24 protein-coding genes are annotated in these 22,449 nt (G+C 64.2%); 20 read left to right on the plus strand and 4 right to left on the minus strand.

Annotation, left to right across the window (positions count from 1 at the left end; translation table 11 throughout):
* Nucleotides 1–250 precede the first annotated feature (250 nt).
* From BMW28_RS04175 to dcd, 3 genes are all read left to right on the plus strand, one after another.
* A complete protein-coding gene (locus BMW28_RS04175) occupies nucleotides 251–1,345 on the plus strand; it encodes a BMP family ABC transporter substrate-binding protein (protein WP_091814200.1) in 1,095 nt (364 codons plus the stop codon).
* Nucleotides 1,346–1,661: 316 nt separating this feature from the next.
* A complete protein-coding gene (locus BMW28_RS04180) occupies nucleotides 1,662–1,976 on the plus strand; it encodes a c-type cytochrome (protein ID WP_091815477.1) in 315 nt (104 codons plus the stop codon).
* A gap of 154 nt (nucleotides 1,977–2,130) precedes the next feature.
* Nucleotides 2,131–2,700, plus strand: coding sequence for a dCTP deaminase (gene dcd / locus BMW28_RS04185; RefSeq protein ID WP_091814203.1), 570 nt, complete (start codon nucleotides 2,131–2,133; stop codon nucleotides 2,698–2,700).
* Between the two features lie 153 nt (nucleotides 2,701–2,853).
* Here dcd and BMW28_RS04190 read toward each other — a convergent pair whose 3' ends face one another.
* Complete coding sequence (locus BMW28_RS04190) at nucleotides 2,854–3,759, minus strand: delta(1)-pyrroline-2-carboxylate reductase family protein (protein ID WP_234969967.1); 906 nt, start codon at nucleotides 3,757–3,759, stop codon at nucleotides 2,854–2,856.
* 211 nt (nucleotides 3,760–3,970) lie between these two features.
* On the opposite strand from BMW28_RS04190, the gene ypfJ reads away from it, so the two are divergent.
* Together ypfJ and BMW28_RS04200 are read left to right on the plus strand one after the other, a co-directional pair.
* On the plus strand, nucleotides 3,971–4,849 hold the full coding sequence (gene ypfJ, locus BMW28_RS04195; protein ID WP_091814208.1) for a KPN_02809 family neutral zinc metallopeptidase: 879 nt from the start codon (nucleotides 3,971–3,973) through the stop codon (nucleotides 4,847–4,849).
* Between the two features lie 127 nt (nucleotides 4,850–4,976).
* Nucleotides 4,977–6,452, plus strand: a complete 1,476-nt coding sequence (locus BMW28_RS04200; RefSeq protein ID WP_091814211.1) for a DEAD/DEAH box helicase — start codon at nucleotides 4,977–4,979, stop codon at nucleotides 6,450–6,452.
* A 6-nt stretch (nucleotides 6,453–6,458) separates the two neighbouring features.
* Here the strand turns inward: BMW28_RS04200 and BMW28_RS04205 are convergent, their stop codons facing one another.
* Nucleotides 6,459–7,298: a symmetrical bis(5'-nucleosyl)-tetraphosphatase gene (locus BMW28_RS04205; RefSeq protein WP_327020811.1), complete on the minus strand. Its 840-nt coding sequence runs from the start codon at nucleotides 7,296–7,298 to the stop codon at nucleotides 6,459–6,461.
* Between the two features lie 14 nt (nucleotides 7,299–7,312).
* Here BMW28_RS04205 and BMW28_RS04210 point away from each other — a divergent pair, with 14 nt between their 5' ends.
* Together BMW28_RS04210 and BMW28_RS04215 are read left to right on the plus strand one after the other, a co-directional pair.
* Nucleotides 7,313–8,626 carry a hemolysin family protein gene (locus BMW28_RS04210; protein ID WP_091814213.1) on the plus strand — a complete coding sequence of 438 codons (1,314 nt, stop codon included), beginning with the start codon at nucleotides 7,313–7,315 and terminating at the stop codon, nucleotides 8,624–8,626.
* Between the two features lie 92 nt (nucleotides 8,627–8,718).
* On the plus strand, nucleotides 8,719–9,012 hold the full coding sequence (locus tag BMW28_RS04215; protein ID WP_091814216.1) for an H-NS histone family protein: 294 nt from the start codon (nucleotides 8,719–8,721) through the stop codon (nucleotides 9,010–9,012).
* 142 nt (nucleotides 9,013–9,154) lie between these two features.
* Here BMW28_RS04215 and BMW28_RS04220 read toward each other — a convergent pair whose 3' ends face one another.
* Both BMW28_RS04220 and BMW28_RS04225 read right to left on the minus strand, forming a co-directional pair.
* A complete protein-coding gene (locus BMW28_RS04220; protein WP_091814218.1) occupies nucleotides 9,155–9,937 on the minus strand; it encodes an SAM-dependent methyltransferase in 783 nt (260 codons plus the stop codon).
* Nucleotides 9,934–10,563: a Maf family protein gene (locus BMW28_RS04225; RefSeq protein ID WP_091814221.1), complete on the minus strand. Its 630-nt coding sequence runs from the start codon at nucleotides 10,561–10,563 to the stop codon at nucleotides 9,934–9,936. The genes BMW28_RS04220 and BMW28_RS04225 overlap by 4 nt, the downstream gene beginning before the upstream one ends.
* Nucleotides 10,564–10,584: 21 nt before the next feature.
* Here BMW28_RS04225 and BMW28_RS04230 point away from each other — a divergent pair, with 21 nt between their 5' ends.
* The 13 genes from BMW28_RS04230 (at nucleotide 10,585) to BMW28_RS04290 (ending at nucleotide 22,364) form a co-directional block, all read left to right on the plus strand.
* Nucleotides 10,585–11,166 carry a YceD family protein gene (locus BMW28_RS04230; RefSeq protein ID WP_091814223.1) on the plus strand — a complete coding sequence of 194 codons (582 nt, stop codon included), beginning with the start codon at nucleotides 10,585–10,587 and terminating at the stop codon, nucleotides 11,164–11,166.
* Between the two features lie 256 nt (nucleotides 11,167–11,422).
* The gene (rpmF, locus tag BMW28_RS04235) at nucleotides 11,423–11,605 is read left to right on the plus strand and encodes a 50S ribosomal protein L32 (RefSeq protein ID WP_091814226.1); all 183 of its coding nucleotides are present in this window, start codon (nucleotides 11,423–11,425) and stop codon (nucleotides 11,603–11,605) included.
* Nucleotides 11,606–11,699: 94 nt separating this feature from the next.
* Nucleotides 11,700–12,767, plus strand: a complete 1,068-nt coding sequence (plsX, locus tag BMW28_RS04240) for a phosphate acyltransferase PlsX (protein WP_091814229.1) — start codon at nucleotides 11,700–11,702, stop codon at nucleotides 12,765–12,767.
* Between the two features lie 133 nt (nucleotides 12,768–12,900).
* The gene (locus BMW28_RS04245; protein ID WP_091814232.1) at nucleotides 12,901–13,878 is read left to right on the plus strand and encodes a beta-ketoacyl-ACP synthase III; all 978 of its coding nucleotides are present in this window, start codon (nucleotides 12,901–12,903) and stop codon (nucleotides 13,876–13,878) included.
* A 51-nt stretch (nucleotides 13,879–13,929) separates the two neighbouring features.
* On the plus strand, nucleotides 13,930–14,871 hold the full coding sequence (gene fabD, locus BMW28_RS04250; protein ID WP_091814234.1) for an ACP S-malonyltransferase: 942 nt from the start codon (nucleotides 13,930–13,932) through the stop codon (nucleotides 14,869–14,871).
* Nucleotides 14,872–14,890: 19 nt separating this feature from the next.
* Nucleotides 14,891–15,637: a 3-oxoacyl-ACP reductase FabG gene (gene fabG / locus BMW28_RS04255; RefSeq protein WP_091814237.1), complete on the plus strand. Its 747-nt coding sequence runs from the start codon at nucleotides 14,891–14,893 to the stop codon at nucleotides 15,635–15,637.
* Nucleotides 15,638–15,756: 119 nt separating this feature from the next.
* The gene (gene acpP / locus BMW28_RS04260) at nucleotides 15,757–15,996 is read left to right on the plus strand and encodes an acyl carrier protein (protein ID WP_091814240.1); all 240 of its coding nucleotides are present in this window, start codon (nucleotides 15,757–15,759) and stop codon (nucleotides 15,994–15,996) included.
* A gap of 268 nt (nucleotides 15,997–16,264) precedes the next feature.
* Nucleotides 16,265–17,509 (plus strand): beta-ketoacyl-ACP synthase II, encoded by a 1,245-nt coding sequence (fabF, locus tag BMW28_RS04265; protein WP_091814243.1) that lies wholly within the window; start codon nucleotides 16,265–16,267, stop codon nucleotides 17,507–17,509.
* Between the two features lie 46 nt (nucleotides 17,510–17,555).
* Complete coding sequence (locus BMW28_RS04270; RefSeq protein ID WP_143280545.1) at nucleotides 17,556–18,092, plus strand: hypothetical protein; 537 nt, start codon at nucleotides 17,556–17,558, stop codon at nucleotides 18,090–18,092.
* Nucleotides 18,089–18,730, plus strand: a complete 642-nt coding sequence (gene rpoE, locus BMW28_RS04275) for an RNA polymerase sigma factor RpoE (RefSeq protein ID WP_234969969.1) — start codon at nucleotides 18,089–18,091, stop codon at nucleotides 18,728–18,730. The genes BMW28_RS04270 and rpoE overlap by 4 nt, the downstream gene beginning before the upstream one ends.
* 12 nt (nucleotides 18,731–18,742) lie before the next feature.
* Nucleotides 18,743–19,474 (plus strand): hypothetical protein, encoded by a 732-nt coding sequence (locus BMW28_RS04280; RefSeq protein WP_159430712.1) that lies wholly within the window; start codon nucleotides 18,743–18,745, stop codon nucleotides 19,472–19,474.
* Nucleotides 19,475–19,478: 4 nt separating this feature from the next.
* Nucleotides 19,479–20,621 carry a MucB/RseB C-terminal domain-containing protein gene (locus BMW28_RS04285; RefSeq protein ID WP_091814250.1) on the plus strand — a complete coding sequence of 381 codons (1,143 nt, stop codon included), beginning with the start codon at nucleotides 19,479–19,481 and terminating at the stop codon, nucleotides 20,619–20,621.
* A gap of 234 nt (nucleotides 20,622–20,855) precedes the next feature.
* On the plus strand, nucleotides 20,856–22,364 hold the full coding sequence (locus tag BMW28_RS04290) for a DegQ family serine endoprotease (protein ID WP_091815484.1): 1,509 nt from the start codon (nucleotides 20,856–20,858) through the stop codon (nucleotides 22,362–22,364).
* Nucleotides 22,365–22,449: the final 85 nt, after the last annotated feature.

Here is a 22,449-nt window from a genome sequence, read left to right on the forward strand (position 1 = left end):
TGCCTGCCCGGCAATCGCAGGGGTGTCGCAAGCACAATCCAGAAAAGAAGGGCCTCTGTTCCCCACTGCAAATGCCTGCCTCGTGCAGGCATTTTTGTTGGCATCGCCTGTACTGCTGAACACCGCAGGTGTTGCAAGGCCACACAATAGCCCCCGCGCTGCCGGAGCGGGCAGTACAATTTCGCCCGCTGCACCGGCCGTGCTCCAGCCCGCAGCGCTTTTCTTTTCCGGAGCCATGTAGAGGAACACCATGTATAAAAACCTCGCGGCCACCTTGCTGGCCGCTTTGGCCTTGTCTGCTGCACAGGGCGTTGTCGCCCAAACCCCCGCTGCTTCTTCCACCCCCACCCGCGCTGCCTGGATGTATGTCACGCCTGTGACTGATGCTGGCTGGACGCGCCAGCACGACGAGGCTCGCCGCCAGGTCGAGCGCGCCCTTGGCAACAGCGTGCGCACCACCCACGTTGCCAGCGTGGCCGAAGGGCCGGATGCCGAGCGCGTGCTGCGCGATCTGGCGCGCCAAGGCAACCAGATCATCTTCACCACCAGCTTCGGCTACATGGAGCCGGCCATGAAAGTGGCGCGCGAGTTCCCGCAGGTGAAATTCGAAGTGCTGACGGGCTATCGCCAGGCCGCCAACATCGCCACCGCCAACGCGCGCTACTACGAAGGCCGCTACCTGGCCGGCATCGCGGCTGGCCGCGTTACCAAGTCCAATCTGGCTGGCTATGTGGTCGGATTCCCGATCCCGGAGGTGCTGCAGGGCATCAACGCCTTCACGCAGGGCATGCGTTCGGTCAACCCCAAGGCGCAGGTGCGCGTGATCTGGCTCAACGAGTGGTTCAACCCCGCGCGTGAGCGCGAGGCGGCTACGCTGCTGATGGATCAGGGCGCCGATGTGCTGGCTTTCCACACGGGCTCCACGGCGGTGCCGGTGGCTGCGCAGCAGCGCGGCCGCTGGGTGATCGGCTACCACTCCGACATGCGCAAGTACGCGCCCGATTACCAGCTGCTGTCTGTCACGCACCTGTGGGGCGATTACGAAATCGGCCGCATCAAGGCGCTGCAGCAGGGACGCTGGCAGAGCCAGAACGTCTGGAACGGCGTGCGCCAGGGGGCCATCCGCGTAGGGGATTTCGGTCGCAAGGTGCCCGCAGCCGTCCAGCAGGAAGTCATGCGTCGCCAGCAGGAACTGGCAGCCGGCAAGCTGCAGCCGTTCGCGGGCCCGATCCGGGATCGTGACGGTGCGCTGCGCATTCCCGCCGGCCAGACTGCCGCGGATGCCCAGGTGCAGGCCATGAACTGGCTGGCACAGGGCGTGCAGGCGCCGCCGCTGGGCAAGTAAGGCGAGGGGACAGGTGCGAGCCGCACAGACCGGCTCGCATCGGTGACTGACATTGCCTGCCGGCCAGCGCCGTGCGAATGCATGTGGCATCGTGTTCAGCCCGTCCCTGCAGCCGGTGCCCGCCACCGTGTATCCAGACAGCGACACATGGCAACACCGTTACGCAAGTTGCAATCCCGCTTCAGCGCGCAGGAACAACAAAAGGGCTAAGATTCACGGCATTGCGGTCCCTTGCATGGAACTTTTCCTGCAGGGCGCTGATCGAAACCGGCAAGCAGGCGATGCCGCCTGCCATGCATTGAGCGAAGGAGCTTCCATGAAACTCACCACCATTTCCAGCATCGCTGTCGCAGCGGGCCTGCTGTTCGGCGTGGTTCAGGGCGCGCAGGCGTCCGAGGCGCTGGCACGCTCCAAGAACTGCCTGAGCTGCCACACGGTCGACAAGCGCGTGGTCGGTCCGTCCTACAAGGACATCGCCGCCCGCTACAAGGGCAAGTCCGCCGAGGCAGCCCTGGTGCAGAAAATCCGCCAGGGCGGGTCGGGCAGTTTCGGTGCCGTGCCCATGCCGCCCAACCCCAATGTGAGCGAAGCGGATGCCCGCACGCTCGCCAAGTGGATCCTGTCGTTCTGACCGGCTGCCACTCCCTATCACCGGCTCCCTGCGAGCCGGTTTTTTTGTGTCTGCGGCCAGGTCATGCAGGTTCGCAGAAAGCAGAAGCGGGCGGAACGCTCCGCCCGCGTAGAATCACGGCCATGACAACTGGCAGGAATTTCCGGGGCACAGCATGAGTATCAAGAGCGACAAGTGGATCCGCCGCATGGCCGAAGAGCACGGCATGATCGAGCCATTCGAACCCAACCAGGTGCGTTTCTCGCCGGACGGGCACAAGATCGTCAGCTATGGCACCAGCAGCTATGGTTACGACATCCGCTGCGCTCCCGAGTTCAAGGTGTTCACCAACATCCACAGCACGGTGGTCGATCCGAAGAATTTCGACGAGAAGAGCTTTGTCGACATTCACAGCGACGTCTGCATCATCCCGCCCAACAGCTTTGCACTGGCGCGCACGGTGGAGTATTTCCGCATCCCGCGCAATGTGCTCACCGTTTGCCTGGGCAAGAGCACCTATGCCCGTTGCGGCATCATCGTCAATGTCACGCCGTTCGAACCTGAGTGGGAAGGCTATGTAACGCTTGAGTTCAGCAACACCACGCCGCTGCCCGCCAAGATCTATGCCGGCGAAGGCTGCGCCCAGGTGCTGTTCTTCGAAAGCGACGAAGTCTGCGAAACCAGCTACAAGGATCGTGGTGGCAAGTACCAGGGTCAGGTCGGCGTGACGCTGCCCAAGACCTGATCAGACGTCTTTCCTTTACGGGCTGGCTCGCGTCTGCCCGGGGCCTGTTTGGTTCTTGAAGGATCAGGGACGCCCCTGGCGATCCTCTCTCCAGATCACGCGCGGGCTGTCCGGCCCCTCGTGGCCATGCTGCCCCGCGCAGACGAGGGCGGATCAGGCAGTGGCGGCCACGCGCATCGCCAGCCGTGCCGCAGCCAGATCCCATCCGGCCCAGCCGCAGCTCTTGAACAGCACCGGCAAGTCCTTCTGCGTGGCGGTGCCCTGCAGCACCACATCCGTCAGCGTCGGCATGCCGGCCACTTCCAGTCCCGCCTGCAGCAGGTCGCCGGCTTCATGCTCTGCCTCCGGTGTATCCACCACGATGCGGCCCTGTTCGGCAAAGTGGCGGCAGAATTCCGGGCTCAGCTCCACCATGGCCGGCGTAAAGGCGCCAACGGCCGCGACAAAGGCATCGGCACGCGGCGTGGCATGCAGTACCGCCTGGCTGGCCGGCGTGCAGGTCACTACCAGCGGACAGTCCTGCAGCGCAGCATCCGGATCGGTCACTACTTCGGCCTCCAGCCCGTGCAGGCGCGCATGGGCTGCCAGTTGCTCGGCGCTGCTGGCCGAGCGCGAGGCGATGCGGAAGCGGCGGCTGCCCAGGCCCGCGGCAAAAGCATCCAGATGGGCCTTGCCCTGCACGCCGGCGCCGACGATCAGCACCGGCCCGTCGGGGTTGGGTGCCAGGCGCTGCGCCGCCAGCAGCGACACGGCGGCAGTACGCCGTGCAGTCACAGTGGGGCCGTCCAGAAGCAGACGGCGCTCTCCGGTCGCCACGTCCAGCACCAGCACATCCCCCTGAATGGTGGGGCGCGCCGTACCCACATTTCCCGGCGTGAAGCTGATCACCTTGGTCATGGCCACTTGCGTGTCCGAACCCGGCATCACGAACAGTGAGCCACCGCCATGCAGCGGCGCCACGATGCGCGGCGGTACGTGTACGCTGGTGTCGGCCAGCAGGGCGGCGATTTCAGCGGCGAGGGCAGGGTAGGGAAGTGCGAGTTCGGTGTTGCTGTGCATGGTGCTCTGGAACAATGGCCGGGCCATGAAAAGGCGGCTGGCGTGAATCGGTCACACGGTACAGGAAGTTGGGCATCTTTCCTACAGAAAGCACCGTGCGTCGCAGGGGACTCTGGCGCATAATCAATCTGCACCCTGAGCACAGTTGCGTCTGTGATCGGGAGGGAGAGCATGCCAAGAGACACTGTCCAGACTGTAAAGGAACATCACAATGAAATGGGAAGGTAATCGCCAGTCCGGCAACGTGGAAGACCGACGGGGACAGGGTGGCGGCGGTCTGGGAGGCATGTTGGGCGGCCGCAGCATCGGTATCGGCACCATCGTGCTCGCTCTGGTCGGCAGCATGATCTTCGGCGTCAACCCGCTTACCATCATCAACATCCTCTCGGGCGGCGGAGGCACCGCACCCGTTACCCAGTCGGCGCCGGCTCCCGCACCGCCGAAGGAGGATCCGGTTGCAGCCTTTGTGTCCACCGTGCTGGCCGACACCGAAGACGTCTGGACCGACCTGTTCAAGCAGAGTGGTGCCAACTACGTGCAGCCCAAGCTGGTGCTGTACAGCGGCCGCACGGCAACGGCTTGCGGCACTGGCCAGGCAGCCATGGGCCCGTTCTATTGCCCGGGCGACCAGAAGGTGTACCTCGACCTGGATTTCTTCAACACCCTCAAGCGTGACCTGGGTGCCAGCGGCGAATTCGCCGAGGCCTACGTGATCGCCCACGAAGTCGGCCATCACGTGCAGAACCTGATGGGTGTGACCGGTCAGGTCGACGCCATGCGCGGCCGCGTGAGCGAGCGCCAGATGAACGCGCTGAGCGTGCGCGTCGAGCTGCAGGCCGATTGTCTGGCCGGTGTCTGGGCCAACCATGCCGACCGTGCACGCCAGATTCTGGAGCAGGGCGATATCGAACGCGCGATGGACGCCGCGGCGAAAATCGGCGATGATGCACTGCAAAAGCGCAGCCAGGGTTATGTTGTTCCAGACAGTTTCACCCACGGTTCCAGCGCGCAGCGCGTGCGCTGGTTCAATACGGGCCTGCAAACCGGCTCCGTCAAGGCTTGCGATACCTTTAACGCCAGCGCCCTGTAACAGGTGCTCGCGGCGCGAATTTGTCGCGGCCGCGCAACAGCCGGATAATGTGTTTTTCCCGCCAAGGTGGCTCAGCTGCCTTGGCTTTTGGGCATTTGCCCTCGCTCAGTAAAGAGACTTCTGCTGCATGACAGAAACCGCCACCGTAACCTATGCCCAACTGCCCTTGGCCGAGCCGCTGCAACGCGCGGTAGCCGAGATGGGCTATGTGAACACGACCCCGATCCAGGCCCAGTCCATCCCCGTCGTCCTTGCCGGACAGGACGTGATGGGCGCTGCGCAGACGGGTACGGGCAAGACGGCGGCATTCTCCCTGCCCCTGCTGCAGCGCCTGCTCAAGCACCAGACCACCTCCGTGTCCCCGGCACGACACCCTGTGCGCGCCCTGGTGCTGCTGCCCACGCGCGAGCTGGCGGACCAGGTGGCCCAGCAGATCAAGCAGTACGCCAAGTACACGCAACTGCGCAGCGCCGTTGTGTTCGGCGGTATCGACATGAAGCCGCAGACGGCCCAGCTCAAAGCCGGCGTAGAAGTGCTGGTGGCGACACCCGGCCGTCTGCTGGACCATATCGAGGCGCGCAACTGCGTACTGAATCAGGTCGAATATGTGGTGCTGGACGAGGCCGACCGCATGCTGGACATCGGTTTCCTGCCCGATCTGGAGCGCATCCTGGCCTACCTGCCCAAGCAGCGCACCACGCTGCTGTTCTCGGCTACCTTCTCGCCCGAGATCAAGCGTCTGGCCGGCAGCTACCTGCAGAATCCGGTCACCATCGAAGTGGCGCGTTCCAACGCCACGGCCGCTACCGTCACGCAGCGCTTCGTGCGCGTGGACGATGACGACAAGCGCGCCGCGCTGCAGCAGCTGATTCGCGAGAACCAGTTGCGCCAGGCCTTTGTCTTCACCAACAGCAAGCTCGGTTGTGCCCGTCTGGCCCGCCATCTGGAGCGTGAAGGCCTCAAGACCGCTGCACTGCATGGCGACAAGAGCCAGGACGAGCGCCTGAAATCTCTGGATGCCTTCAAGGCCGGCGAGGTGGACTTCCTGATCTGTACCGATGTGGCAGCCCGCGGCCTGGACATCAAGGATGTGCCGGCGGTGTTCAACTACGACATCCCGTTCAACGCCGAAGACTATGTGCACCGCATCGGCCGTACCGGTCGTGCCGGCGCCGATGGCCTGGCCATCAGCCTGGTCGGCAATGGCGATGGCAAGCTGGTGGGCGAGATCGAGAAGCTCACGCGCCAGAGCATCAAGCCGGAAAGCATCGTCCTCCAAGGCCGCGGTGGTCGGCCTGACCGCCGTCCGCCTCCGCGTCGTGAAGAAGGCAGCCGCCTGCGCCACGAGCGCGACCACGGGGATGCCGGCAGCTCGCGAGAACCCTCTGGCGATCGCTACCGCCGTGCCCCGCGCATGGCCGATCCCTTCTTCGACAAGCCCTACGAGGCCCCGCAGCGCGACGAAGCGCCTTCCTGGGAGCAGGCGCCGCGCCGTGTGGCGACGCGTCCGGGCCTCAGCGCCAACATCCGTCCCAAGCGTTCGGTGGCTGCCCTGTTCCGTCCCGCTGCGTCCGGAAACAACGGCAGCAGCGCTGGCAACTGACTGCGCTCAGATTTCCGCGCTGGTGGCGCTCGTCACCTGGATCACTTCGCCCGGCGTTCCTTCGGGCGTGATTTCCACTGCCGTCAGCTCACCCCCCCACACACAACCCGTGTCCAGTGCCAGCAGGTTGTGCCGCGTGATCAGCCCCAGGGCCGACCAGTGCCCAAAGGCCACCAGCGTATCGGCGGTGCGGCGCAGCGGATGGGCAAACCAGGGAACCAGGTCATCAGGGGCCTCTTCGATGCCGCGCTTGTGCGAGAAGTCCAGGCTGCCATCCACATGCAGGAATCGGATGCGCGTCAGCGTGTTGATGATCAGGCGCCAGCGCGCCATTCCGTGCAGGCTTTCACGCCACAGCGCCGGATGGTTGCCGAAGGCCTCGGACAGAAAGCGCGTCCAGTCGCCGCTGCGCAGGTGCTCTGCCACTTCCGCCGCACATTCCAGTGTCTGTGCCACGTCCCATTGGGGCTGTACCCCGGCATGCACCATCAGGCACCGGTTGGCATACAGGGCCAGTGGCTGGCGGCGCAGCCAGTCCAGCAGCAGTGGCGCATCCGGTGCCACCAGCAGCTCGGTGAGCGTATCGCGGCGGCCCATCTGGCGGATCCCCTGCGATACGGCCAGCAGATGGATATCATGGTTACCCAGCAGGCAGAAGGCACTGCCATCCATTGCCATCAGGCGACGCAGTACACTGGCCGAAGCCGGCCCCCGGTTCACAAGATCACCCAACACGTACAGCGAGTCGCGGCTGGGCGAAAATGCCAGCCGATCCAGAAGATCTGCCAACGCGGCATCGCAGCCCTGAATATCCCCAATACAGTACATTGCCATAATGCGCAGCATTATCCCTTGAGTTCATGGACCTTTTACTCATCATTTTCCTGACCCTGCTGAACGGGGTATTTGCCATGTCGGAAATGGCCATTGCATCAAGCCGCAAGGCGCGACTCGATGCCATGAGCGCCTCGGGAGATCAGGGTGCTACTGCTGCACTGGGGCTGATCGACAACCCCACCCACTTCCTGTCCACGGTGCAGATCGGCATCACGTCCATTGGCGTGCTCAACGGCATCGTGGGTGAAGCCGCCTTCAGCCCGATGGTGGCTGCAATGCTGCAGGATCTGGGCATGCCGGCAGGCCCGGCCGGAGTGACTGCCACGGCGCTGGTGGTCACCATCATCACCTTCACCACTATCATCTTCGGCGAACTGGTGCCCAAGCGCATCGGCCAGATCTACCCTGAACTGGTGGCGCGCTGGATTGCGCGACCCATGAGCAGTCTGGCTCGCCTGACCAAGCCCTTCGTGCTGCTGCTGTCGGCGTCCACCACGGCCGTGCTCAAGCTGCTGCCCATCGACACCAGTGGTTCACGCAAGGTGACCGAGGAAGAAATTGCCGCCAGCCTGGAAGAGGGCGTGGATGCCGGCCTGATCGAGGAACACGAGCACCAGATGGTGCAGAACGTGTTCCTGCTGGACGATCGCGTGCTGTCTTCCATCATGGTGCCGCGCAACGAAATCGACTGGTTTGACGCACAGACCACCGTGGCAGAAGCCCTGCGCATGCTGCATGGCTCCATGGAAAATGCCGCAGACCACCACATCCATTCCTGGTATCCGGTGTGCCGCGACACCCTGGACAATGTGATTGGCGTGGTCAATGTGGGCCGCATCATGCTGGCCGAAAATGTGGATGATTCGCAGACGCTCGAATCGATTGCCATGCCGGCCACTTTCGTGCCCGAAACGCTCAGCGGCATGGAGTTGCTGGAACAGTTCCGCACCCAGGTGGGGCGAATGGTCATCGTGGTGGACGAATATGGGGAGATTCAGGGCCTGATGACGCCGCGCGATCTGCTAGAGGCCATTACCGGCGAATTGAAAACCGACAGCCATGAAGAAGCCTGGGCGCAGCAAACAGAAGATGGTGCATGGCTGCTTGATGGCATGATTCCGGTCAGTGAGCTCAAGGCACGGCTGGAAATCGAGGAATTGCCCGACGAGGATAAAGACCATTACAACACGCTGGCCGGGTTGCTCATGTATGTCACCGGATCGCTCCCCGAGGAAACAGAGCGTATCTTCTGTACCGGCTGGGATTTTGAAGTGGTGGATCTGGATGGCAAACGCATTGACAAGGTGATTGCCCGAAAATCGCCTTCTGCATCCTGATCAGGAAAATAAGGCCCTTCATATTCCATGATGGAAATTCGGGCCTATAATCCAGTGCACTGAATATCCAACTGAAACAGACAGGAGCGCCTATGAATTCCTTGCAAGAACTGCTGAAGCAGCGTGAAGAACTGGAAGCCCGCATTCGTCAGGCGCGTCAGGAGCAGACGGCCGAAGCGATTGCCACTTGCCGTCGCCTGATTGGCGAATATGACCTGACCGAGCAGGATCTGTTCGGTACCCGTCGTGGTGCCAAAGCTGCCTCCACTGGCAGCAAGGTGGCGCCCAAGTACCGCAATAACGAAACCGGTGAAACCTGGACCGGTCGTGGCAAGCCGCCGCGCTGGATTCAGGACAAGAACCGCGAGGATTTCCTGATCAAGTAAATCCGCATGGATGCAGGGAAAATCCTGTATCCATACAAGAAAGCACCTGAGAGCAGGTGCTTTTTTTATGCTGGTGTCGCTGCCTGGTGGCAGGTGTTTCCTCTGACCTGTTCAGGTTGTGTTGCTGATACGGCAGTCTTAATCAAACCCCCAGCGCGAATACTGCCGGCAACTTCGGTGGCAGGGTGGGGCGATTCTTGCGCCATTGCGCAATGCTGGCCTGTTGAATCTGCATGCTGGGCAGTGTCAGCCCATGGGCAATGCAGAGACGGGTCTCGGGTTTCAGGCATTGCAGTGCATGATCGAATACCGCCTGATTGCGATAGGGCGTTTCAATCCACAATTGCGTTTGACCACTGCGCTGCGCCAGCAATTCCAGTGCCTGCAGGCGCTTGGCACGCTCCTGAATATCCTGCGGCAGGTATCCGGTGAAGGCAAAGTTCTGCCCATTCAGGCCACTGGCCGCCAGCGCCAGCAACAGGGAGCTGGGGCCCACCAGAGGCACGACCGGAATGCCGGCGGCATGGGCGGCTCGCACCACCGATGAACCCGGATCGGCCACGGCCGGAATGCCGGCTTCGCTGGCGAGAGCCACATCATGGCCATCCAGCGCAGGCTGCAGCAGCGCGCGTGCGGCCTTGGCCATGTCGGCCTGGCCAGCCTGGCCGGGCAGGTGGTCCCCTTTCTTGTGCACTTCGCGCGGCAGGGTGGCAATCTGCAGCTCCTGCAATGGCGCCGCCAGTGGCACGACGGCATCCACACGCTTGAGCAGGGCGCGCGTGGTCTTGGCGTTTTCGGTGATCCAGTAGCGCAGGCGCGCCATCTGTTCGAGGGTGGCCTGGGGCAGCACGTCGGTGATAGGAGGCAGCGGCGGTTCGCAGCCGAAGTCCAGCGGCGCTGGCACCAGATACAGGGTGCCGCTCATGCAGTCGCTCCGGCCAGAACGGGAACGCCAGCGGCCCGCAGCAGGCTGACGGTCTTGATCAGGGGCAGTCCGACCAGCGCGGTCGGATCATCGCTCTGCAGGCGTGCCAGCAGGGCAATGCCCAGGGCCTCGCTCTTGGCGCTGCCGGCGCAGTCATAGGGTTTCTCGGCCTGCAGGTAGGCTTCGATGTCGGCATCGCTCATGCCGGTGTCGCTGTCGCGGAAGGTCACGCTGACCTGTGCCACATCCACTGCCTCGAAGCCGCTGTTCCTGCACACCACCGCCACGGCCGTGTGAAATACCACGGTCTGGCCGCGCATCATGCGCAGCTGTGCCACGGCACGTTCGTGGGTCACCGGCTTGCCCAGGGGTCGGCCATGCAGGTCGGCCACCTGGTCCGATCCGATCACCACCGCATCCGGCTGCTGCATGGCGACGGCCTGCGCCTTGGCCAGTGCCAGACGACGGGCCACGCTGCGGGGATCCTCGTCCACGTGGGGGGTCTCGTCGGTGTCCGGGGACATCACCTCGAACGGCAGGCGCAGGCGCTGCAGCAGTTCGCGACGGTAGGGAGAGGTGGAGGCGAGAATGAGCCGGCGCGCGGCGGAAGAAGAGGCGGAAGACATGGATTCTCTTACACTCGGGGTATGGCAAACGACATCAAATCTGGCGGCAAGCGCGCGGCGCAGCCCTTCAATGCACGTCATCTGGACATCGTGGCTTTTGCCGAGGCCGGCGCGAGCCTGTCCGGCGAGGATCCATTGTCGCATTACGCGCGCCTGTCGCGCGAAGACCTGGATGGCGAGGGAAAGGCCGTCGTGCGGTGGCAGACCCAGGGTCGTAGCGAACCAGTGGCGGGCGGCGCGCCCGAGATCTGGCTCGATCTGCAGGCGCAGACCGAGCTGGGCATGCAGTGCCAGCGTTGCCTGGAGCCGATGCGGCAGGCACTGGCCTTCGAGCGGTCCTTTCGTTTCGTGCGCGACGAAGCCACGGCGGAGCAGCTGGACGAGGAGCTGGAAGAAGACGTGCTGGTCTGGCGCAAGGATTTCGACCTGCAGGCGCTGGTCGAGGACGAACTCCTGATGGAGCTGCCGGTGGCGCCTCGTCACGAGGTCTGCCCGAGTACGCCGCCGATGCAGGTGCAGACGCACGACTTCGATGCCGGCGAGCAAGAGAAGCCCAATCCCTTCGCCGCCCTCAAGGCCCTGAAGAAAAACAACGGTGCCTGAACGCTGCCAGCCAGCGTCAACCACGCCAGACTGCACGACGGTGGGATTTTTGCCGCACCGATCTTGCAGGAGTGCATGAAAACTGGTTATAATTCCATGCTTTACTGCATAGGCAAAGCGCCTGTGCGGCAATTATTGGCAGGCGGCACAGTCCCCAAGACCCTTTCGCGGTCGTACAGGGAGCCGGAAGGTATATTCCGGGTCATGGCTGCAGGCAAAGCCCGGAACCCATCAACTTTTTTTAGAGGAGCGGATCATGGCCGTTCAGCAAAACAAGAAATCTCCTTCCAAGCGCGGCATGCACCGTTCGCACAACGCCCTGACTGCACCCAACGTGGCAGTCGAGCCCACCACTGGTGAACTGCACCTGCGTCACCACATCAGCCCCAACGGTTTCTACCGTGGCCGTCAGGTGCTGAAGAACAAGTCTGAAGCCTGATACCCGGTGCTGCCAGTCAGGCCCGACGCTCTCGTAGCCTCGGGCTTTTTGTTTTGGCTGACTTTTCCTGAATAGCAACGCTAGGACGCATCAAATGAGCGAACCTTCTGCGCCAGTGACGCTGGCGGTGGATTGCATGGGGGGCGACCACGGCCTGAGCACCACACTGCCGGCCTGTGCCCGTTTTCTGCAGCGTCACCCCGATGTGAAGCTGTTGCTGGTGGGGCAGCCCGAGGCCGTCAGTGCGGGCTGGTCCCGCCTCAAGGAAGCGGCCGCCATTCCGGCCGAGCGCGTGCGCATCGTGCCGGCCTCCGAGGTGGTTTCCATGGAAGACCCGGTGGAAATCGCACTGCGCAAGAAGAAGGATTCCTCCATGCGCGTGGCCATTGCCCAGGTCAAGGAAGGTCAGGCGCAGGCGGCCGTGTCCGCAGGCAACACCGGTGCCCTGATGGCGATTGCGCGCTACGTGCTGAAGACGGTCGAAGGCATCGACCGTCCGGCCATCGCCACCCAGATGCCTAATGCCAAGGGCGCCGCCACCACCGTGCTCGATCTGGGTGCGAACGTGGATTGCACGCCGGAGCATCTGCTGCAGTTCGCCATCATGGGCTCTGCGCTGGTGTCCGTGCTCAAGGACAATCCGCGTCCCTCCGTGGGCCTGCTCAACATCGGCGAAGAAGCCATCAAGGGCAGCGAAACCATCAAGAAGGCGGCCGAGCTGCTCGGCGCGGCCGGCGAGCGTGGCGACATCAACTTCTACGGCAACGTCGAAGGCAATGACATCTTCAAGGGCACGACCGATATCGTGGTGTGCGACGGTTTTGTCGGCAACGTGGCGCTCAAGGCAAGCGAAGGCCTGGCATCCATGATTGCCTCCTTCCTCAAGGAAGAATTTTCTCGCGGCGTGTTCTCCAAGGTGGCGGCCGTGCTGTCGTACCCAGTGCTGTCCGCGCTCAAGAAGCGGCTCGACCATCGCCGCTACAACGGCGCGGCGCTGCTGGGTCTGCGTGGTCTGGTCTTCAAGAGCCACGGCTCGGCCGATGCACTGGCTTTCGGGTATGCCCTCGAAAGCGCCTACGATGCTGCCCGCCACCAGCTGCTGGCGCGTGTCGAGCAGCGCATCCAGGCCTGTGTGATGCCATCGCCCGGGGCTGTGGCCTGAGCCGGCAAGCCATGTCCATGCGCCTGCGCGTGCATGGACCATAGTGGTTAAAATATCAGGCTAACCCTAAACCTGTGACAGGGGCATGACGCCACACGGCGCCACCCCGGTTACTCCCGAGAAGAGCCCGTCCATGCCTCAGTACTCCCGTATTACCGGAACCGGCAGCTACCTGCCGCCGCGTCGCGTTACCAACCAGCAACTGGTGGAGCAGCTGGCGCAGCGGGGCGTGGAAACCTCGGACCAGTGGATCGTCGAGCGTACCGGCATCCAGGCGCGCCACTTTGCCGATGACGGCGTCTTCAGCAGCGATCTGGCCGTGCATGCCGCGCGTCAGGCGCTGGAGGCGGCCAACTGCCAGGCTGGCGACATCGACCTGATCATCGTCGCCACCTCCACGCCCGACATGGTGTTCCCGTCCACCGCCAGCATCGTGCAGCACAAGCTCGGCATCGCCGGCTGTCCCGCATTCGATGTGCAGGCCGTGTGCACCGGCTTCATCTACGCGCTCACCGTGGCCGACAGCATGATCCGCAGCGGCGCTGCCAGCAAGGCACTGGTGATCGGCTCCGAAATCTTCTCCCGCATTCTCGATTTCAACGACCGCACCACCTGTGTGCTGTTCGGTGATGGTGCCGGCGCCGTGGTGCTGGAAGCCAGCAATGAGCCCGGCATCCTGGCCTGCGACCTGCACGCCGATGGCAGCCATCGCGAAATCCTGCACGTGCCGGGCCACGTGAGCGGGGGCGAGATCAGCGGCAACCCGCTGCTGCAGATGGATGGTCAGGCGGTGTTCAAGCTGGCTGTCGGCCTGCTCGAAAAGACTGCCACCGCCGCCCTGGAAAAAGCCGGCATGCAGAAGGAAGACATCGACTGGCTGGTGCCGCACCAGGCCAACATCCGCATCATGCTGAGCACGGCGCGCAAGCTGCGCCTGTCGCCCGAAAAGGTGATCCAGACCGTGCACGACCACGGCAACACCTCGGCAGCCTCCATCCCGCTGGCACTCGACGTCGGCGTGCGCAACGGCCAGATCCAGCGCGGCCAGAAGCTGCTGCTGGAAGGTGTCGGCGGCGGCTTCACCTGGGGTTCGGTACTGCTGCAGTACTGATCCGTACCCGTCGGGCGCGTTTCCTGAATTTTCCCTTTCCTGAGTACCATCATGACCCAATTCGCCTTTGTGTTTCCCGGTCAGGGTTCCCAGTCCGTCGGCATGCTCGACGCCTGGGGTGATCATCCTGTCGTCCAGCAAACCCTGCAGGAGGCCTCCGACGCCCTCGGCGAGGACGTTGCCAAGCTGATCCACGAAGGCCCGAAAGAGGCGCTGGCGCTCACCACCAACACCCAGCCCGTGATGCTGGTGGCCGGTGTTGCAGCCTACCGCGCCTGGCTGGCCGAAGGCGGTGCCGAGCCCTCCCTCGTGGCCGGTCACTCGCTGGGCGAGTATTCCGCGCTGGTCGCTTCCGGCGTGCTGACGCTGGCGCAGGCAGCTCCGCTGGTGCGTTTCCGCGCGCAGGCCATGCAGGAAGCCGTGCCGGTTGGCACCGGTGCCATGGCGGCCATCCTGGGCCTGCCGGCAGACAAGGTGATCGAAGGCTGTGCTGCCGCCATGAACGACATGCCTGGCGAAGTCGCCGAGGCCGTCAACTTCAATGACACCGCACAGACCGTGATCGCCGGCAGCAAGGCTGGCGTCGAGAAGGCCTGCGAAGTGCTGAAGGCGCTGGGCGCCAAGCGCGCGCTGCCGCTGCCGGTGTCCGCGCCGTTCCATTCCAGCCTGATGAAGCCGGCTGCCGAAAAGCTCAAGCACAAGCTGGCCGAGACCCATCTGTCCGCACCGCAGATTCCGGTGGTCAACAACATCGACGTGGCCGTCGAAACCGATCCGGAGCGCATCCGCGATGCCCTGTACCGCCAGGCCTTCGGCCCGGTGCGCTGGGTGGAGTGCGTGCAGGCCATTGCGGCCCGCGGCATCACGCACGTGGTAGAGTGCGGCCCGGGCAAGGTGCTGTCCGGCATGAACAAGCGCATCGATCCCGCGCTCACCAGCGCTGCCGTGTTCGACCCGGCCAGCCTGGCCGATGCCAAGGCACAACTGGCCTGAACCTGATCAAGGACAAAGCATGACGACAAACACGACTCCGCAGGTGGCTCTGGTCACCGGTGCTTCCCGCGGCATTGGTGCAGCCATTGCCCAGCAGCTCGCCGAAAACGGCTTTCGCGTGATCGGCACGGCCACCACCGAAGCCGGTGCCGACAAGATCAGCCAGGCGCTGTCCGCCTGGGAAGGCTGCAAGGGCGCCTGCGTCAACGTCAATGACCTGCCCGCCGTCGAGGCCCTGATGGACGGCATCATCAAGGAGCAGGGCGGCCTGCACGTGGTGGTGAACAACGCAGGCATCACGCGCGACATGCTCGCCATGCGCCTGAAGGACGAGGACTGGGACGCCGTTCTGGACACCAACCTCAAGGCCGTGTTCCGTGTCAGCCGCGCCGCCATCAAGCCCATGATGAAGCAGCGCTACGGCCGCATCATCAGCATCACCAGCGTGGTGGGTGCTTCCGGCAACCCCGGCCAGGCCAACTACGCAGCGGCCAAGGCCGGCGTGGCCGGCATGACGCGCGCCCTGGCGCGCGAGCTGGGCAGCCGCAACATCACCGTCAACTGCGTGGCTCCGGGTTTCATCAACACTGACATGACGGCTGAACTGAGCGAAGAGCAGCAGAAGGCGCTGCTGGGCCAGATTCCGCTGGGCCACCTCGGCCGTCCGCAGGACATCGCCCATGCCGTGGCCTTCCTGGCATCGCCGCAGGCCGGTTACATTACGGGGCAGGAGCTGCACGTCAACGGCGGCATGTTCATGGCCTGATAAGATAGCGCCGTGCCGGGGGAGGGCGCATGCTGCATCGATATGCATGCAGTCTGCGAAAACTCCCGGCAAACGGATAAAATCAAACTTTCCTTTCCACTACCAAGATAGAGATAACTATGAGCGACATCGAAGCACGCGTCAAAAAAATCATCGCCGAGCAACTGGGCGTTGAAGAAGCACAAGTGACCAACGAAAAGGCATTTGTGGCCGACCTGGGTGCCGATTCCCTGGACACCGTCGAACTGGTGATGGCTCTGGAAGACGAGTTCGGCATCGAGATCCCGGACGAAGACGCCGAGAAGATCACCACGGTGCAGAACGCCATCGACTACGCCAACGCTCACCAGAAGGCCTGAGCGCGCGTTCTCCGGTCTGCCGGCGCTCCTGCGGGAGAGGCTGCATGACCGGAACCTGCCGAGCCGGCACAGCCGGCTATTGGCATATGGGGTGAGTGGCGAAAGCCGGCACCCCTTGTTCCCTTATTCCTGAAATGCCGCACCCGAGCAGACCTCCGCCAGACGCCGGTCGCTCGTGTGCGCGTGTTTGCTGTTTGACTTGCTCCTGCCCCATGCCGTGTGCTGCCACTGCAGCCGGATGCGGGCAGCCAACTGATTGAGAATTGCCATGACCCGTCGTCGCGTTGTCGTTACTGGCCTGGGCTGTGTATCGCCTGTGGGCAATACCGTGAACGAAGCGTGGGCCAACCTGCTCGCCGGTCGTTCCGGTATTGGCAAGATCACCCGCTTCGACGCATCCGCCATGGCATGCCAGATTGCCGGTGAAGTGAAGGGCTTCGAACTGGAGAAATATGTCTCCACCAAAGAGGCACGCACCATGGACACCTTCATCCACTACGGCCTGGCTGCAGCGCAGCAGGCTGTGGAAGATGCCGGCCTGCCGTTCGGCGAGGCACTGTCCCCCGAGGTGGCCGAACGCATCGGTTGCGTGATCGGTTCCGGCATTGGTGGCCTGCCCCTGATTGAGAACACCCACGCAGAGTACATGGCACGCGGCGCACGCCGCATCACGCCGTTCTTCGTGCCGGCCTCCATCACCAACATGGTGGCGGGTCATGTGTCCATGCGCTTCGGCTACAAGGGCCCGAATCTGGCCATCGTCACGGCTTGCACCACCGGCCTGCACTCCATCGGTCAGGGCGCACGCCTGATCGAATACGGTGACGCCGACGTGGTGATCGCCGGTGGCTCGGAATCCACTGTGTCCCCGCTGGGCATCGGCGGCTTTGCCGCCATGCGCGCTCTGTCCACCCGCAACGACGATCCGGCCACGGCCAGCCGTCCCTGGGACAAGGACCGCGACGGTTTCGTGCTGGGCGAGGGCGCCGGCATCATGGTGCTGGAAGAGTACGAGCACGCCAAGGCGCGCGGTGCCAAGATCTATGCCGAAGTGGCGGGTTTCGGCATGAGCGCCGATGCCGGTCACATGACGGCCCCCAACATGGACGGCCCGCGCCGCGCCATGGTGGCTGCGCTGGCCAACGCCGGCCTGAACGCCGACGCGGTCGACTACCTCAATGCCCATGGCACTTCCACGCCGCTGGGCGACGTGAACGAGTGCAACGCCATCAAGGCGGCGCTGGGTGACCATGCCAGGAAGATGGTGGTCAGCTCCACCAAGAGCATGACCGGCCACCTGCTGGGTGGTGCCGGCGGCATCGAGAGCGTGTTCACGGTGCTGGCGCTGCACCACCAGAAGGCTCCGCCGACGATCAACCTCTTCGAGCAGGATCCCGAGTGTGATCTGGACTTCTGCGCCAACACCGCCCGCGACATGAAGATCGACGTGGCGATGAAGAACAACTTCGGCTTTGGCGGCACCAACGGCACGCTGGTGTTCAAGCGCGCCTGATGCGCATTACCGCTTGCTGACCGGTTTCACCGGCCTACGGCACCCCATGAGCCAGCACCGACGGCCGCCGGCGGTCCGGTTTCCCCTGACGGAAGACCGGGCCCCTGCGGCCGTGCTGTTTCTGGCACTGCTGGGCGGGGTGTCTGTGCTGCTGCTGTGGCGCTGGCAACAGGATTTCCGTGCGGCTGAGTTGCGCATCGTGTGGTGGGCTGCCTGGCTGTGGCTGGCGGCGACAGCGTTGATGGGCTGGCGCTGGTGGCACGCGCTGGCCCGTGGCTGGCTGCTGTGGACAGGAGAACACTGGCTGTTGCGGACCGCTGGCGATGCGGCATCCCTGCAGGACGCTCCGCGCTGGCAGTGCCGACTCACGCTTGATTGGCAGTTTGCTGTATTGCTGCGTCTGGAGCCTGTTGCGGCAGTCACATCGGCGACCAGCCTGTCTGCGGCGCGCTCCCCGCGTCCGCGCTGGGTCTGGGCGCAACGCACCGCCAGTCCTGCCGCCTGGCAAGGCCTGCGCCAGGCGCTGGTCTGGTCGCAACAGCAGCAGGGCAAGGTGGCCCTGTCGCCGGAGCTGTCCGCATGAGCGACAAGCCGGCCCTCAACGACATGCCTGCAGACCGCCAGGTGGACTGGCAACTGGTGCAGCGCACGCTCGCCGGTGACCAGAAGGCCTTCGAGCTGCTGGTGCTCAAGTACCAGAAGCGCATCGAGCGGCTGGTGGCGCGCATGGTGCGTGACGTGGACGCCGTGCCCGACATCACGCAGGAAACCTTCATCCGGGCCTATCGCGCCCTGCACCAGTTCCGTGGCGACGCGCAGTTCTACACCTGGCTGCATCGGATCGCCATGAACACGGCACGCAAGGCCTTGCTCGACATGAAGCGCAACCCGACGCTGAGCGATGCGGCATTGAGTGGCAGTGATGGCGACGAGGACGAAACTTTTCTGCGCCAGAACGAACCAACAACGCAGGAAACGCCGGAAGCGCTGTATGCAGCCAAGGAAATCGCAACGGCAGTGAATGAGGCGATCGATGCCTTGCCCGAGGAATTGCGTCGGGCCATCACGCTGCGCGAGATCGATGGCATGAGCTACGACGAGATTGCGGAATTGATGCAGTGTCCGATCGGTACGGTGCGCTCGCGCATCTTCCGGGCGCGCGAAGCGGTGGCAAGCAAGTTGCGGCCGATGCTGGAAAACCGGAGCGGAAAGCGCTGGTAACGAGGAATGAACATGACAGCCAGGACAACCCCATTGTCTGAGCCTGCGGACATGGCGCAGGCCCTGTCCGCTTGGATGGACGGAGAAGCGCTGCCCGACGGTGTGGACCAGGCGCAGTTGCTGAGCTGGGCTGCCAGTGCGGATGCAGGCCGCCTTGCATGGTGCGACTGGCATCTTGCCGGCGATGTGCTGCGTCAATCGCATGCGGACGAACTGGTGGATGCGAGCCTGCCTGCAACGTCTGTTGCCTGGATGGGCAACCTGCAGCAGGCGCTGGCGCAGACCCATGTGGCCAGCATGCAGGAAGACGTCCTGTCGGAAGTGCACGGCGAGGGCGACGCAACAGGGCAGGTCCTGCTCCAGGCGCCGGCCGGGCTGCAGCCCGCCCCCCAGCGTGTCGACCAGTTCGATACGCAACGCGATGCTGCCAACGATGGCCTCTGGCGCTGGAAGATGGCGGCCGGCTTTGCTTCGGTGGCAGCGGTGGCCTTGCTGGGCTGGAATGTGCTGACACTGCAACCCCAGGCGGGCAGCATGGCCCTGATGGCGCAACAATCGCCGGTTACGGTGCCACAGGCGCAGCAGAGTCCGGCGGCTGCGCCGACCGGGCAGGCGGCGTTTGTGATGGCCGATTCCGGAACCCTGCCCGAGCCCCAACTGGAGGAAATGCTGGCGGCGCACGCGCAGGTTGGCGGCCAGTCGCTGCTGCCCGAGTTGACCATGGCGTCGCTGGATACAAGGTAAGTGCATGGGAGCAGCAAGCAACGCAATCCTGACCTGTGTGCAACGTGCCATGGCGCGTGGCGTCATGGTGTCGGCCGCATTGGGCGCCGGCTTGCTGGGCTCGGTGCTTCCGGCTGTCTCCGGCTTGCAGCGGGTGCAAGCCGCTCCTGCACAGGCCGTTGCAGAGCGATCCGCCCAGCAATGGCTGCAGCGCTGGCAGCAGGCGTCGCGTCAGCAGTCCTATGCCGGCACGCTGGCCATGTCGGGCGAGCGTGGCAACCTGCGCAGCGCGCGGGTCTGGCATGCCGTGCGTGACGGGCGGCAGATCGAGCGGGTGGACAATCTGTCAGGATCCCCGCGCAGCATTTTCCGCACCGAACATGCGGTCCACGTCTTCCTGCGCGACAAGAAGGAACTGCGCATCCGTACCAACATGCCGCGCCAGGCCACGCTGTTTCCCGGCATGATGCCGCTGCCAGGCCAACTTCAGGCCGAGGCGGCCCGCTATTACCGGGCCAGCCATCTGGGGCAGGAGCGTGTGGCCAATCATGTAGCAGACGTGGTTGCCTTTGCGCCCGTGGATGGTCTCCGCTACGCCTACCGTTTCTGGAGCGACCAGAAAACCGGCTTGCTGCTGAAGTGGCAGATGCTCTCATCTGGCGCCACTTCCGCTCAGTCCGATGTGCTGCGCGAAGTGGCGTTCTCCGATTTGCAGATTCAGGCACCGCTGTCCTATGCGCTACTCGAGGGCATGATGAAGGAGACGTCCGGCTACCGCGTGCAGCAGACGGCCTTGCGCGCCACCACTCTGCAGCAGCAGGGCTGGGCCTGGCGCAAGCCGCTGGCCGGGTATTTTGTAACGCATTGCTATCTGCGGCCGCCCGAGTCGCTATCCGGAAGGGCGCCTTCCGGCCCGGCGCCGCGTGGCAGTGCCCCGGCGAACGTGGCTGCATCGCCGGTCACGCATTGCGTGCTTTCCGATGGTCTCAGCAGCATTTCGCTGTTCTTCCGTCCGGCTTCGGCAGAGGGAGCGCATGCTGTCCGCAGCAAGGGTGCGACCAGCATCCGCAGCCAGGGGATTGCCGGCCAGCAGGTCACGGCGGTGGGCGAAGTGCCACCGGCCGCCCTGCAACAGCTGCTGGACAGCCTGCAGCGCACCAGCCGCTGAGGCGGATGGGGGGTTGCTGCCAGCCGTTACATCTTGATTGCGGGCACCCGTGGCACCATATGCTGCGATGCGACAGAGGGCCGTTGTGGTGCACTCTCTAGCCGTTCCTGATTTCGACCCGAGGTTTTCGCCATGCTCTCCCGTTCCCGCTCCTCTTCCGCATCCGACTCTTCTGCCGCATCGCGCAACCATTCTGGCGCATGGCGCATGACGGCTGCTGCGACTGTCGCCGTGATGCTGGCAGCCGGTGTTGCAGGCTGCAAGCCGACTACGAGCGAGAAACCGGCAGCGCCCGCGGCCAGTGCTTCGCAGCCGCTGGCAACGCCGCCGATTGCCATCAACCAGTCGAGCGCGCCGGCAGCACCGCTGGTGGCCGGCCTGCCGGATTTCACGCCGCTGGTGGATCGCGTGGGGCCGTCCGTGGTCAATATCCGCACCATGGAGAAGGTGCGCACCTCCCGTCTGGGTGGCAGCGGCACGCCCGAGGAGCAGATGGAGGAGCTGCTGCGCAAGTTCTTCGGTGTACCGCTGCCCGACGGCCACCCGCGTCGGGGTTCTCCGGCCCCCGATGGTGGCGAGGAGCGCCCCACCGGCGTGGGTTCCGGCTTCATCCTGTCGGCTGACGGCTACATCATGACCAATGCCCACGTGGTGGACGGCGCGGACGACCTGCTGGTGACCCTGCCGGACAAGCGCGAATTCCGCGCCAAGGTGGTGGGCAAGGATGTGCGTACCGACGTGGCCGTGGTGAAGATCGAAGGCAAGGATCTGCCGGCCGTGCGCATCGGCAAGGTTGACACGCTCAAGGTGGGGCAGTGGGTGATGGCCATCGGCTCGCCCTTTGGCCTGGAAAACACTGTGACTGCCGGTATCGTCAGCGCCATGCAGCGCGACACGGGTGACTACCTGCCGTTCATCCAGACGGATGTGGCGATCAACCCCGGCAACTCGGGTGGCCCGCTGATCAACATGCAGGGCGAGGTGGTCGGCATCAACAGCCAGATCTATTCGCGTTCGGGGGGCTTCATGGGCATTTCCTTCTCGATCCCGATCGACGAGGCGGTGCGCATTGCCGACCAGCTGCGTGCCACCGGCACCGTAACGCGCGGTCGCATCGGCGTGCAGATCGGCACGGTGGGCAAGGATGTGGCCGAATCCATGGGCCTGGGTAAGGAGGAGGGCGCGCTGGTGCGTGGCGTCGAATCCGGCTCGCCGGCCGAGAAGGCCGGTGTGCAGCCAGGCGACATCATCACCAAATTCAACGGCAGCACGATTGCCCGCACCTCCGATCTGCCGCGCCTGGTGGGCGAAACCAAGCCGGGCACGGAAGCCACCATTACCGTGCTGCGCAACGGCAGCAGCAAGGATCTCGCCATCACCATCGCGAAAGCCGAGGACGATGCCACGCCGCGCAGCCTGCTGGGCCAGAATGGCGAGAAGCTGCCGGGCGCGGCGGCCATCAAGTCGCTGGGCCTGAACGTTGCCGAGATTTCTGCCCAGCAGCGCCAGCAGTTGCGCGGCAAGGGGGGCGTGCTGGTGCAGGAAGTGGAAGCAGGCAGTCCGGCCGAGCGTGCCGGTCTGGCGCAGGGCGACATCATCCTGGCGATCGGCAACCAGCAGGTGGACAATGTGGCGGGCTTCTCCGCCGCTGTCGGCAAGCTGCCGCCCAACCGGGCTTCCAGCCTGCTGTTCCAGCGTGGCGAGTTTGCGCAGTTCACCATGATCCGTCCGGCGGCGCGTTGACGGCCGGGCAGCATCGCTGCCGCCGGTTTGCCGAACAGGCAGGCAAACCGGCTAAAATATCAGGTTGCAAAAAGAAGGCGCAAGT

The sequence above is a fragment of the Allobrachymonas denitrificans DSM 15123 genome (assembly GCF_900110225.1).
Taxonomy (GTDB): domain Bacteria; phylum Pseudomonadota; class Gammaproteobacteria; order Burkholderiales; family Burkholderiaceae_C; genus Brachymonas; species Brachymonas denitrificans.